The organism is Marinobacter sp. MIT930201 (genome assembly GCF_047122665.1).
GTDB classification, from domain to species: Bacteria; Pseudomonadota; Gammaproteobacteria; order Pseudomonadales; family Oleiphilaceae; genus Marinobacter; species Marinobacter salarius.
On the sequence record NZ_CP138916.1, the window covers coordinates 4,104,872 to 4,117,762 of the forward strand.

The 12,891-nt window shown below is 53.8% G+C and carries 7 protein-coding genes; 2 read left to right on the top strand and 5 right to left on the bottom strand.

Annotated features, from left to right (window positions below):
* Window positions 1-57: 57 nt before the first annotated feature.
* On the bottom strand, window positions 58-1,608 hold the full coding sequence (locus tag SIC19_RS18695; RefSeq protein WP_228209952.1) for a lipopolysaccharide biosynthesis protein: 1,551 nt from the start codon (window positions 1,606-1,608) through the stop codon (window positions 58-60).
* A gap of 180 nt (window positions 1,609-1,788) precedes the next feature.
* On the opposite strand from SIC19_RS18695, the gene SIC19_RS18700 reads away from it, so the two are divergent.
* Together SIC19_RS18700 and SIC19_RS18705 are read left to right on the top strand one after the other, a co-directional pair.
* Entirely contained in the window at window positions 1,789-2,772 is a 984-nt protein-coding gene (locus SIC19_RS18700; RefSeq protein ID WP_127401423.1) for a GNAT family N-acetyltransferase, read from the top strand.
* Between the two features lie 82 nt (window positions 2,773-2,854).
* Window positions 2,855-4,393, top strand: a complete 1,539-nt coding sequence (locus SIC19_RS18705) for an exosortase/archaeosortase family protein (RefSeq protein ID WP_127401421.1) — start codon at window positions 2,855-2,857, stop codon at window positions 4,391-4,393.
* A gap of 16 nt (window positions 4,394-4,409) precedes the next feature.
* On the opposite strand, the gene SIC19_RS18710 is transcribed toward SIC19_RS18705, so the two are convergent.
* The 4 genes from SIC19_RS18710 to prsK form a co-directional block, all read right to left on the bottom strand.
* Window positions 4,410-6,386: a PA14 domain-containing protein gene (locus SIC19_RS18710; protein WP_041334791.1), complete on the bottom strand. Its 1,977-nt coding sequence runs from the start codon at window positions 6,384-6,386 to the stop codon at window positions 4,410-4,412.
* Between the two features lie 128 nt (window positions 6,387-6,514).
* Window positions 6,515-9,211, bottom strand: a complete 2,697-nt coding sequence (locus SIC19_RS18715) for a tetratricopeptide repeat protein (protein WP_127401419.1) — start codon at window positions 9,209-9,211, stop codon at window positions 6,515-6,517.
* 52 nt (window positions 9,212-9,263) lie between these two features.
* On the bottom strand, window positions 9,264-10,586 hold the full coding sequence (gene prsR / locus SIC19_RS18720) for a PEP-CTERM-box response regulator transcription factor (RefSeq protein WP_051946725.1): 1,323 nt from the start codon (window positions 10,584-10,586) through the stop codon (window positions 9,264-9,266).
* Window positions 10,587-10,758: 172 nt separating this feature from the next.
* On the bottom strand, window positions 10,759-12,891 hold the full coding sequence (gene prsK, locus SIC19_RS18725; protein ID WP_036205430.1) for an XrtA/PEP-CTERM system histidine kinase PrsK: 2,133 nt from the start codon (window positions 12,889-12,891) through the stop codon (window positions 10,759-10,761).

A 12,891-nucleotide genomic window follows, 5' to 3' on the forward strand; every position in this document is an offset into this window, starting at 1 on the left:
GCTTGTCCTTGTGCAAGCCAACAGCTTGAATCACGCTATAAGTGTAAGTATATACGACTATTGGTTGGCTGACAGATAGTTTCTCGCCCTGACGCCAAGCTTTCCCGGTAAAAGCTGTGCAAGGTGTCCCCATTCCCGTTTGGACAATGACGGAAGAACAAATAGCCAATATACGGTTGTTATCGCCAGGCCGGTAAATAAAAACTCCGGAAAGGTTCCCGTGGGCAATAAGAAGCGAGTCATTGCTGAGGCCACAATACATGATAATGCTATTAAAACTATGGGTTTACCAAGCTCTTTAATTGCTCTGTTAACTGTAAACCCGACTTCTCTCTGAACGATGAATGGCATTACAAAAGCTCGGCCAATGAATAGTGGTGCCGATACCCCTATGGCTGCGGCCACGATGCCGTAGTCCAGTACCCCGATCAGGAGGAAGATCAACGAGGCTGAAGTGAGTGTTTCCGCGATTCCAAGGAAGGCTTGAAGTCGATGTCGGGATGTTGCCATGAGCACGCTGCCCATGGGTGCTGTCAGGAACATAAGCATGCGGCCGCTGACCAGAACCACCAACGTATGGTAGGCCGTTGTGTATTCAAACTCTGCACCCATCCAAAGGCGTATCAACGGTTCACCGAGCAGTATGAGGCCGAAAAGCGCGAATCCACCGAGGATCATGTTGATTCGCAGAAAAACGGCAATCTTGTCATGCAGATCGACGGTATCGCCCTTAGCCTGCGATGCCGCAAACACCGGGGTGCTCATTCCTGTTGCTTTGGTAAGGAACTGGAGGCTGTACTCAACCAGCCTGACGGCGACGTAATAGGTCGTCAGCAATGAAGTTCCAAGATAGGCACCGATCAGAAATATGTCGGCTTTGTCCTTGGCCAGGTTGGTGATATCGATCAGGAAGGCCCAGTTGCTGTAATTGAAGAGCGACCGCATTGTTTCCCTGTCGACAAACTCCCTGCGGATGCGCATAGCCGGGTGGAGATACTTCGCAATAGAGATCAGGATGATGTCTGTGAGGATAGAGGCGCCCAGTTGGACGAGGCTGATGGCGAGTAGTTCATAGCCACGCAGTAGGGCAATAACAGAGCAGACAGTGGAAAGTACTTTTACGACTATTCGGCACCATGCGGTAAGGTCATATCTCACGTAGGCTGCAGCAATGCCGGCAAATGCCTTAAATGGAAATCCGAGTGCTATCTGGAGCCCGGCAATCAGTATCAGAAGGCGTATCAGCAAGACATTGTCTGGATTTTCAACCCAGACCGGTGATACCCAGGCGATGACAGCGCTGGCCAGCATGACGACAACAGCAAGGCCGGAATAGATAATCAGGGATGAGTTGATAACCTGGTTGGCTTTCCTGGTGTCCTCCTGCTGGATATAGCGCGCCATGAACCGGGTGACAGCGGTCGCGAAACCGAAATCAAACAGGTAAAGAGTGGCTGTGAAGCCACCGATGAGTATCCAGATGCCGTACATGGATTCCCCAAGCTGGGACACCATGAAGGGCAACATGAAAAGCCCGACGCCAATCGTAACCACAATGTGAAGTGTCTGGGCAATTGACCCACGAAACAGGCGTTTTACGAGTGACATGGTCGACACTGGGCTTTCCTGAGTATTCAAGAGTTAACGATGGGCGCACTGGACGTATCGGAATGACGAGGCAGTATTGTACATCCATGCACAAGATAGATAACGCATTTCCTTATTCGTAAGGTAACCTACCACATTCCATGGACGAGCTACGACTTTTCAACCGTTTGTGAGGGACCGGTGAGTATTTTCCAGACAGATGCCTGGCAGACTGCATGGTGGCGTGAATGGGGGCAGACCCGGGGGTTCCAGTTGCTGGAGCAGGGCGGTTCCGGCGCATCCGGAGTCTACATTGACAAATACCTGCTCAAGGGGCTGTTACCGTTGCGCTGTCTGCAGTTTGTGGGCACCAATTACCGTAGAATTTCCACCCCGCGCACGGAGTACAATTCCTTTGTTCGTTCAGAAGAGACGTTTGACCAAGGTGCGGGACGGCTTGAGCGTCTTCTGTCGTCCTGTGGTTGGTCTGAAGCCGTTTTCCGGGATGTGATTAAGCAGTCCCCTGAGGCATTGCATCTGCAGAACCTGGCCCACAAAGCGGGATGGAGCTACCGGGTTGTCGATAGTGATGTGGCCTACAGCATTGAAACGACGGGGAGTTTTGACAACTACCTGTCTGCCTTGGGGCCCAATACCAGGTTGCGTCTCTTTAACAGGCGCAAGGTGCTCGAAACCTGCGGAGAGCTCTCATTTGCGAACGCCTGGCCAGGCAGTCCTGATGACTTTTTTAATGCCCTGAATGCTTTTCATGTCGAGCGCTGGGGGCAGCCCTGCTTTTCCGCGAGGAGCCTGAGATTCCATAAGGATTTCCTCACACACGTTGTAGAGGAAGGGGGTGTGCCCGATCTTTCGATAATGCGTTGTGATGGGACAGCCGTGTCAATGCTGTATAACGTCCATTACCGTGGTCGCTGTTATAACCTTCAATCGGGCTACCAGCAGGATTTTCATCCTAAACTGGCGCTGGGCACGCTCCATTTAGGGTATTCAATTGAAGAGGCATTTGAGAATGCCGGTATTGCGGACTTTGACCTTCTTGCTGGCTCTGGTAAGAATGAAGATTACAAAGCTCGACTTGCAACTCATGCCGAGCCTCTGATTTCGTTTATGCTAGTCAGAAGCCGCATATTTCGGTATCTATACCGTATAAAATCCGGAAACTAAAGCGGGGTGCTCGTTTCCCGAGTGCCAACTTGTAGTAAAAAGGTAAACTACCATTTAAACCACGCTTCTCAGGATCTACTACATGGATCGTAATATCGGCATAGCGCGATACCCTTGGCTGTTTCCCGCGCTGTATTTTGCCTGTTTTCTCGTTGCTACCGCTTCTACGTTGAGCGGTCTGGTTGACCGTTGGCTGAAGTTCGATGAGTCGTACTCCCACGGTTTTCTTGTACTCGTGATCAGCATTTTCCTGACAGTCTCTGCGTGGCGCAGGCATCGCCCGGTAGTTGGGTTCTATTGGTTCTGGCTGCTCCCACTGTGTGTCTCCGGCTTGGTATACCTCGCGGGCAGCGTTCTTCTGATTGAAGCGTTCCAGCAAGTGGCACTTTTGCCGCTATTGATTGGTGGGCTTCTGGTGTTGTGGGGGTGGAGGCAGACTCAAGCGTTTTTTATCCCCATGGGGTTGATGGTATTCACGCTTCCATTCTGGGACTATCTTTCCTGGAACCTGCAACTGATTACAGTTGCTTTCAACCAGCTGATGTTATCGCAGTTTGATATCGAATTTATCGTCGAGGGTGTGTTCGTCTATTTTCCGGGAGTGGGGGCATTCGAGATTGCCCATGGTTGCTCCGGATTACGGTACTTGTTGGTTGGTGCAACGTTGTCGCTGCTATACGGTGAACTGAATTACCGTTTGTGGCGTACCCGCTGCGTTCTTTTGTTTACCGGAGTGGTGATATCCCTTGTTGCCAACTGGATCCGTGTTTTCGTCATTATTTATATTGGATACGAATCTGAAATGACGTCATCACTTATCAAGGAGCACGATTTCTTTGGTTGGTGGGTTTTCGCCGGGACTCTTGTTCCACTGTACTTCTTCGCTCGTTGGCTGGAAGGCACCGAAAAGAACCTTGACTCGGCTGTGGACGGCAACACGGAAGGATCAGGCCTCCATTCTGCCGCTGGCATGTTATCCCCCCTTTTTCTTGTGCTTTTGATGGGAGCGGCTTCCTGGTCTGTTTCACCAAGCCTCGCAGACATGAATGGGGAAACCGAACAACACAGTGTGTCTCTAGTAGATGCTTCCAACTGGATGCCCCTTTTCCGCCGGAGTCTTCTGGGATGGCAGCCTGCCATTGTTCGTCCCGATCGTATCCTTGAACAGACCTATATAAAGCGAGGAACGGCGCGGGAGGGTCAGGCCGGAGTCAGGTTGTTGGTGGCGTTATACAGTTACGACTATCAGCGCCCCAAGTTTGAGGTGGTTCAGTATAACAACCGAATATACGATTCCTCGGTATTGGTTCCTAAGCGTACCTTCAGTGTTGATCCGGTAAGTGGTCAGACACCGTTGGCTGGTCTGGAGTTGGGCTTCCGTCAAACGGATACGACGTTTGTAGTGGCGTATGGATACTATGTTGAGGGTCGATGGGAGAATAATGAACTTCAGGCCAAGCTTGCCCAGCTACCGGGTATGTTTAATTCCCGCAGCGATGCGTCGCTGTTAGTTATTGGTGTTCATTGCGAAGAGTGCGACCGGGATCGCGTGTTACGCGACATTTCGCCGTTAATAAAAGAAGCGGCCCAGGAACACCTAGACCGCCTGTACACAAATTGATTTATATGGTTTTACTTCATTCGACTTGCTGGGATACGACTTCCGATGGCGCACTTGCGAGACCGCCCTGGTCCACGACGCTTATCGAGAAGTACCACACTCCTGACGCCAAATCTCCGAAAGTAAATGAGGTCTCGGCTCCGTCGACCTGCTGGGTTTGTGTGAGTGCTCCCGGTGATTGACCATAGCGAATCCTGTAGTAATCGATTTCACTCAGTGACAGAGACGAGCCATCAAGGCGGGTGCCTGGAGCCGTCCAGGACAGCGTAATACTGCCATTTGGTTCTGCGGGTTCAGGAGATGGCTCGGTTGGGCCGGGGCTAGTGTTCACGGTTCCGACTTCTTCGAGTGTGAACGGATCAAGGCCACTGTTGTATGCCTCAATATTCGAAATACCAGCGTTGTTTGATACAGAGTCAGCGTCGTCAACCCAGGGGCTAAGCCCCTGTGAAAGTTCCCAGGTATCCGGAATCCCATCGTTGTCCGAATCAAGCGAGTGGCTCGTTGTAGGGTCTGGCGCCTTCACAGTGGCAGGCGTGGAGAGGGTTCCGCCTGTATTGGTGTTTGTTGCCCTGTACTCGGCGACCGCTGAACCAACTCGTTCAAAATATTCCATAGAGAGCAGGACTTCTTCCCCGGGGCTGAGTGTGCGTTCATACTGAAATTCGGTGGGAGCATGCTCTGTCCAGTCATCAATAACAAGAGTACCGTTTGCGTAGAGCCTCACGCCGTCGTTGGTCCTGACGGTAAAGCGGTAGGTGTTTGTGCCTGAGTCATGGGGCGCTGTAAATATACCATTCCAGCGAACGCTGAAGTTGTCGTCGGAGAGCTGGGAATGGGGTTGGCCAGTGCCCCAATTGAAGTCGACACTTCTATCGACTCGCGCATCTACAAAATCATCGAACGCTATACCGCTGTAATATTGGCCAACGAAGCCTTCGACGTAAACTGGTTCCTGTTCAGAAGGCTCCGGAACCTCGTTGGCATCTTCGGGCGACGTCCCGGCAAGGTATTCCTCCAGGTTGGTATAGCTATCATTATCCATGTCTCCACTGGCGTCTCCAGCATCAAGAGGGTCCATGCCATAGGCATACTCAGCACCGTCGGGAATGCCGTCTCCATCTGTGTCGGCGTTGTTTTCCGCTGTTCCCAGCAGGAACTCATCCGCCGCACTTAACAGGTCATTGTCTGGGTCAGAGGTGGAGTCCGCCGGGTTCGTTGGGTCTAGCCCGTAAACGGTTTCCCACTTATCGTACAGACCGTCCTGATCTTCATCGAGTGGTGGGTATTCGGGGTTGAAGGCTATACCCTGGTTACCATCCAGAAAGCCAACCCGGTAGCCCAACGAGTAGGCTTCCATCTCGGAAAGGCCGGCCGTCTCACCCGATTGTGCATAGGAGTGGATATAATTAGAGTCGACGATCTGTTGGCTGATTCCAGGGCCTTCCCATGCGACTGCGAAATGGTCACTCCCTGCGCCCTCCTTCTGGAAGACTTCGAAATAGTAGCGCTGAGAAGCGTCCAGGGTTACGTATGGGGAGGTTTGGGAGCTGTATTTGCTGAACTGATTGACATAGGTCCAGCCTGGCACTGTGGCCAGAATGTCGGCGTCATCCGGCGAGCTTGACGTACTCAGCCAGAACTCGACCTTGTCGTTACCGCTCACAAAGAAGCGATATTCGCCGGATGTTGGTGGCTTTATGAACCCTCTGACGTAGGTGCCATAGTTATCGACACGATTTTCGGGGGCTTCCAGACTGGTTAACGTATCCACCTCATCCGGGTTATCCGGAAATTTGGTGGCAGAGGTCATGGTGTCAATTTCAACACCATCAAGATTGTCATAATACCGAATCTCGACAACGCCAGGCTCGCTGGTTTCGGGTAGGGCCGCCGTTGGAGGAAGATCCTCAATGTCCTGTAGCTGCCAGCTTTGGCACCCGCTGATGAGTATTACTGTACTACCGAGACCAAGTACTTTTGTAATAGACATCCTGCCTCACCTTATCGTTCCCAGATTCAGTAGGACAAGTATTGTTTGATAAAGTGAGGGCTGCCACTTATTCGTTGTACCGTTTTGGTCTTTGAGGGTTAATGTTATATCGAATGGTCATGACGCAATTAGCCTTGCCCGTTAAATTTTTCGAGCACTTTCTGCGCTTCGTTGTTTTTACCTGATGCGCGATACGCCTCTGCCAGATGCAGTGCGATTTCTTCCGACTCCGGTTGTAGTTCATGGGCCTTTTCGAGAATGGGTACACTGGCTTCGTGATTACCGGCCTTGAGCATGATCCATCCGTAGGTGTCCGCGACTGCCGCGTTGCCAGGGCTAAGCTCGTAGGCTTGCTTCGCCAGATCGATTGCCCGCTTGTCCCCATTTTCGTGATAGATCCAGGCCAGGTTATTTAGCACCACAACGTTGCCGGGTGCGCTTTCAAGCAGGGTCTCATAATTCGACTTGGCGCTTTCATACTGGCCCTCGGATTGCTGCAGCAGCGCCAGCGTAAGAAGCAGCTGGTTACTGCCGGGATACGTTTTGCGAGCGGACTCGAGGAAAGAGAGTGCTTCCTGTGCCTTGCCGGATCGTTGCAGGTTTGTCGCGTATCCATTTGCGAGTTCGGCGCTGGGGCGCTTGTCGTGGGCGAGTTGGTAGAGTTCAGCCGCTTGCTGATACTCTTTTTGCCGTTCGAAGTAAGCGGCTTCCGTTACGTAGGGCGCAGAGGATTCCGGGTGTTGCTGCTTGGTTTCCTGAATAATTCTCCGCGCTTCGTCTTCCTCGCCTTCGTTGAAGGCTTGTTGAGCGGCTTGAAGAGCGATGTCCTGGTTGTCCGGGAACAGTGCGCGAGCCCGGTCAAGGAGAGCGGCCGCCCGGGCTGTTTCTCCCGAGCTCTGGAATGCGGTTGCTGCGCTGCTATAGATGCCTGCAACGAAGGGCGTTGCGGGTGATGGGGTCGATTGCTCGTTTCGCTCCAGCAGGGAGGCGGTTAAATCGTCCGCTTCCTGCTGATTGTTATCCATGAGGGCAACCTCAAGCAGAATCAGGCGAGGGCCGGTCGCTTCCGGATTCTCTTTGAGAATCTCCCGCATGAAACCTGTGGTTTCTTCGCGATCCAGAACGGTCGCCAGCCCCTGAAGCGCCTGGCGGCTATCCGGGGCGAGCCTGACTGCTGCCCGGAACTGCTTCTGCGCTTCCGCTTGATCGTCTTGAGTCAGCGCCAGTCTACCAAGAGCGATCAGCGGTGCTGGTGATTCGGGCGCTGTTTCCCTGGCCTTGTTGAAGTCTGTTTTAGCCGCGTCCACATTGCCTGCGGTGGCTGCGAGGCTTCCCCTGGTCATCAGGGCATTGATACTGTCAGGAGCTTCTTTAATCCACTGAGAGGCGGATTTTACAGCCTCGTCCATGTTGCCAGAGCGAGCCTGAGCTTCAACGATGACGCTGCGTGCCTGCTCCAACTCAGGGGCGCTTTCAAGAACCCGGGTTGCCTCGGCGATCGCCCGGTCATGTTCACCCCGCTGGTTGAGGTAGGTCGCATACCGTAGCCTCAGCTGGTGGTTGTCGGGGTTGCTTGCCAGGGCCTTGTCCATAAGCGTTTCGCCCGTTTTCAGGTCGCCGCTGGCAAGCGTGGCAATGGCCACCATGGCAAGCGTTTCCGGATCGGAGTCTTTGTCCTCCAGATTGGAGAGTATGGCCTGGGCGCCTTCTGGGTTTCGCATTTGCAGCCGTGCGGCGGCCAGTAATTTGCTGGCGGTTTCTGAATTTCCCGCTTCTGCGATGGGTGCCAGCAGCTTTTCAGCATCCTCTACCCGGCCTTGCCTGAACCGGACAAGGCCGAGCATCAACGATGTCTGCTCATGGTTGGGAGCTTGTGCCAGAACTTCCTCCAGATAGCGCGCGGCCTCATCGAGGTCACCCTGTTCCACTGCCGCCTGGGCGGCCATCAGGTTGCTCTTGATCGTACCGGGGGCGGACTTGGCCAGTATTTCTTCGTAAACGAAAGCTTCTGACTGCTTCCCCTGGGCTCTAAGAACGCGAATAAGGGACGAAATCGTGGCGTATTTGCGCTGGGTCATTACATCGTACTGACCGATGTCTTCGAGGGCCCTGATATAGGCATCTTCCGCTTTTTGCCACTCTTCCTGAGAAGCGGCGAGCTCGGCCTTCCAGAGCCATAATTCACCATTCGCCTCATCGACCTCTTCCGCCTCGGTGACCAGTTTTCGGGCCTTCGATACGTCGCCGCCGGCGAACGCTGTTTTCGAGAGTCCTATCACCGATTCAACTTCCCCAGAGTCTATTTCCCGTGCTCTGTTGAACGCAGTGCGGGCTTTTTCAAGTTCATTGGATGCCAGGTAAATCTGGCCTTCCAGCAGTGCCGCCTGGGTTTCCACCGGTCGGTCCGGGGAGGTGATGTCATCGAGAGCCGCCAGGGCGTCTTCAAAATCTTCCTGAAGCAGATTGGCTTCTGCGAGGATCAGGCTGGCGCGGTTCTGAACCTTTGCATCGATCTGCTCTGCAGGGAGGCGCTCCAGGATCTGGTTAAGGTGCCGTTCGGCATTGGCCGCATCGCCTGCCTTGAGGAGATTGTTGACGATCAGGAAATACGGTTCGATCTTTTCCGGTTGAAGCTCGATCGCGCTCCTGGCTTCCAATGTGCTCGCCTTGAGTTCACCCTGACGCTGGAAAAAACGTGACTGGTCGATATGACTCAGGTACTGGATGTCGTCCTGGCTCATCTCATTGCTGTCGCCACAACCGGCGAGAGCGAATGAGATTGCGACTGAGAGGAGGGTGGCACGTACTGCTGAAACTGGCTTCATGGCCCTGGTCCTTTTCCTTATCGGGTCTTGTTCTGGATTCCTTGCCTGCTATTCAGGCGCCTGACGATTCGGGGGATGTTTCAATCCGATATTTATCAGTCAGGTTATACAGCGTTGGTCGGGTTACGCCGAGCAGGCGTGAGGCCTGCGCCATATTAAAGCTACAGGACTGCAGTGCCTGCACAATGGCGGCACGTTCCGCATTTTCCCTGACCTGCCTGAGATTCAGTTGGCTTTCGGGGCCTTCAAGGTCGCAGTTTAGCTCAAGGTCGGCGGCGGTAACACGTTTGCCGTCGGCCATGATTGTGGCCCGTTTCACCTTGTTGATCATTTCACGCACGTTGCCGGGCCATGGGTGTGTCTTGATGGCCTTGATGGCGTCTTCGGTAAAGGCCAGGTTGGGCCGATCCATTTGTTTGCCCAATGACTGCAACAGCGACTGCGCAACAACGAGGGCGTCACCTTCGCGCTCACGAAGTGCGGGAACGTCGAGAGTAATTTCACTGATCCGGTAATAAAGGTCCTCGCGGAAAGTCTCCTGATCGATCAACTGCTGTACGTCCCGGTGAGTTGCGCACACCACGCGGACATCGACAGGAACCGGGTTGACCGAGCCAACCCGATCGACCACGCGCTCCTGGAGAAAACGGAGCAGCTTTGCCTGGAGGGGCATGGGCATGTCGCCAATCTCGTCCAGGAATAGGGTGCCGCCATTGGCGCTTTCGATTTTGCCTTTCTTGCTCTGGGTGGCGCCGGTGAACGAGCCCTTCTCAAAGCCAAAGAGTTCGCTTTCAAGGAGGTTCTCAGGAATAGCGGCACAGTTAATGGCCGCAAAAGGTTTATCGAAGCGGTGGCTCAAATCATGAAGCGCCCTTGCTAGCAGCTCCTTGCCCGTGCCGGTTTCACCGGTAATCAGGGTAGTGACGTCGGTGGGGGCAACTTTTTCGAGGGTGCGACAGATGCCAAGCATCTGTGGGCTGGCCGCGACGATACCTTTGATGTTGGTGCCATTACGCTGACGGGCCAGCTCCCGGTTGTCACGTTCCAGTTCGGCCAATCGCAAGGCACGGTTCACCACGAAGGTCAGAATGTCCGCGTCCAGCGGCTTCTGGTAGAAGTCACTGGCCCCCATACCGATGGCCTTGACGGCGTTCTCCTTGTCTTCCCGTCCGGTGACCACAATGATCTTGGTCATGGGCGACAACCGAAGAATTTCTTCAAGCAGTAGAAAGCCTTCTTTTGCACCGCCTGGATCCGGAGGCAGACCCAGATCCAGAGTAATGACATCGGGTTCGCTTCGACGCAGTGCGGTCAGGGCTGACTCCCGGTCAGCCGCAACGCTTACTTCCAGATCTTCGCTGAAACACCAGCGCATCTGGCTTTGCAAACCCGGATCATCTTCTACGATTAGCAGTCGTCTACTCACAACGGTTACAAATCCCTTTTTGTAATGGTGACGGTCTTGCGATCAATCCTCTAAACCCTGATTCTTAACCGAAGATTGACACTTTGCAATGATAGTGTTCGTTGTATTTCGGTTTCGCCAATTATTTGGCATTCTGCTGCGGCAGTGGGTCGCCGGTAATCAGTCGCTCGGGTTCTTCCGGGGCCTGTTCCGGTTTGAACCGGGCAAGCGGGAACCGGATTGAGAAACAGGAGCCCAGGTCCGGTTCGCTGGTTACATCTATATTACCCCCAACATTGCGCACATACTCCCTGGCCTGATAGGCACCAATGCCCATGCCCGTCAGCCCCTTGGTACTTTCGAACGGTTTGAATAACTGGGTCTGGATAAAGTCCTCGGTCATGCCGGAACCGGTGTCCTGGATGAACAGCACAACGTTGCCCTTGGCGGTTTTCAGGGTGAGAGTGATTTCGCCATCGGGTGGGGTGGCATCCTGCGCATTCTGAATCAGGTGGCCGAGAATACTGTAGAGTTGCTCCCGATCGGCATTGATGAAAATGTTTCCGGGATTATCGGCAACCCTCGGTGCAGGTTGGCGGCGGGAGTAGTGCTCCGCCAACTGGCTGACAACCTCAGTCAGGTCGATCACTTCGGTCACCAGGGTTTCGTCCGCTGGCTTGCGGATGTGATCCACAAGGTTCGACATCTTGCGCACGGCATGGTCAGTGGTGTGAATCATATCGTCGATAAAGGCCGGGTTGTTCCGGTGCCTGGGGGCATTTTTCACCAGCAACGATAGTTGAGCAATCAGTGTTTTCAGGTCATGCACCATGAAGGCAGACGCCTTGCTTACCGCCTCAAACTGCATGGCCCTGGAAAGCCGGTTCTGGGCGTCAGTTTGTGCAAGCAGGTTACAGGTCTGCCGGGCGACAACCTTGATCAGGTCAAAGTTCTCCCAGTTGAGTTCAACGCGCGCGTAAGGGTTGCCGACCATGGCAATACCGTATAAGTCGTTGCTGAGGTATAGGGGAATGACCAGCCAACCATCCGGTGTATGTGATATCGGGTCGGGGATCTCCAGCAGGTTGTAGCTGACTGGATCGCCACGATATTCATGAAGGTCGATAATCCACTCCCGTTCCCCAAAGAAGCGGACAAGTTCGGAGTTGGCGTCGATGGTCGTGTACTTGGGCGTGACCATGTTGACTGCGTTCTTGAGGATGAAGTCGCCTCTTTCCTCTCGTATCCAGAGTGCGCCGGCGTTGCTTTCAACCAGGCTCGAAAGAATGCGGATGACCCGTTCCGGAAGTGGCGGGCTGTCGCTGAGGTCGGCCATTTCCCGGGTCATTTTCAGCCATTCGTCGCGGTAGTCGTATTTGTAATCGAAAAAGTTCTGGCTGATAAACACCATTAGCCGGGAACGCACACGGCGCGAGACCAGCAGGGTGACGAGGAATACCAGTGCGATGCTGAAGAAGAGTACCTGCAGGGCGTCGCCCCATTCGCCTCCCAGGGTTTTGACGTAGTAGCCACCCAGTGACAGGAACAACAGGTAACCACCGGCGAGTATCAGGGCTCCGGCGTGGAAGACGGCTGAACGGGAGAGCTGGAAATCCACTGGCTGTTTGCGGGTGTTAATCACGTTGACAGCAAACAAGGGCACCAGTGCAGCGTTGACCAGGCCACGGGCGTTCCAGAACGACTCCGAGACCTGGCCAAAGAGCAGGGTGTCGGCATACATGAAGAAATCAAAGGCAAACAGGCTGCCAACGGCAATACAGACATACTTCATGCTGGACCGACCGAATGACACGGAGTTTCGCCAGATCTGCTCAATCAGCGATAAGCCGAGTAAGGATAGGGCTATCTGGCCAACCACTTTGGTTTTACCGTCCAGAATGCTGAGCCCGAAGAAATATTCCAAGACACCGCTGCCGAGTAGGAGAGCAACCAGGATCAGGGTGGCTGCCGCCAGCACTTTTCGTAGGCGACCGACAAGATTGGCAGACCGGAATGAATCGCGAAGTAGGGCGAAGAGGACGGTAATCCACGCGGCATCACGCAGAAGTTCCAGCAGGTAGCGAATAAAAAAGCTTGGTTCGCCCCAAAGGCTTTGGGTAACAAGTGAGCCGGCCCACAGCGTGGTGACCACGGCGGCGAGGAGCAAAGAACGATCAATGTCCCGGCGCAGGTATCGTGTGGCAATCAGCAGCGATAGCAACCCAAAGGCAATGGCTGCCGTGGAATGACTGATCAGGCTGAAATTATTCAACAT

Excerpts from the sequence above, each read along its gene's own strand:
- SIC19_RS18695 (WP_228209952.1), bottom strand. The coding sequence starts at position 1,608 with ATGTCACTCGTAAAACGCCTGTTTCGTGGGTCAATTGCCCAGACACTT.
- prsR (WP_051946725.1), bottom strand. The coding sequence starts at position 10,586 with ATGCGCTGGTGTTTCAGCGAAGATCTGGAAGTAAGCGTTGCGGCTGAC.
- SIC19_RS18715 (WP_127401419.1), bottom strand. The coding sequence starts at position 9,211 with ATGAAGCCAGTTTCAGCAGTACGTGCCACCCTCCTCTCAGTCGCAATC.
- SIC19_RS18705 (WP_127401421.1), top strand. The coding sequence starts at position 2,855 with ATGGATCGTAATATCGGCATAGCGCGATACCCTTGGCTGTTTCCCGCG.
- SIC19_RS18710 (WP_041334791.1), bottom strand. The coding sequence starts at position 6,386 with ATGTCTATTACAAAAGTACTTGGTCTCGGTAGTACAGTAATACTCATC.
- prsK (WP_036205430.1), bottom strand. The coding sequence starts at position 12,891 with ATGTTGAATAATTTCAGCCTGATCAGTCATTCCACGGCAGCCATTGCC.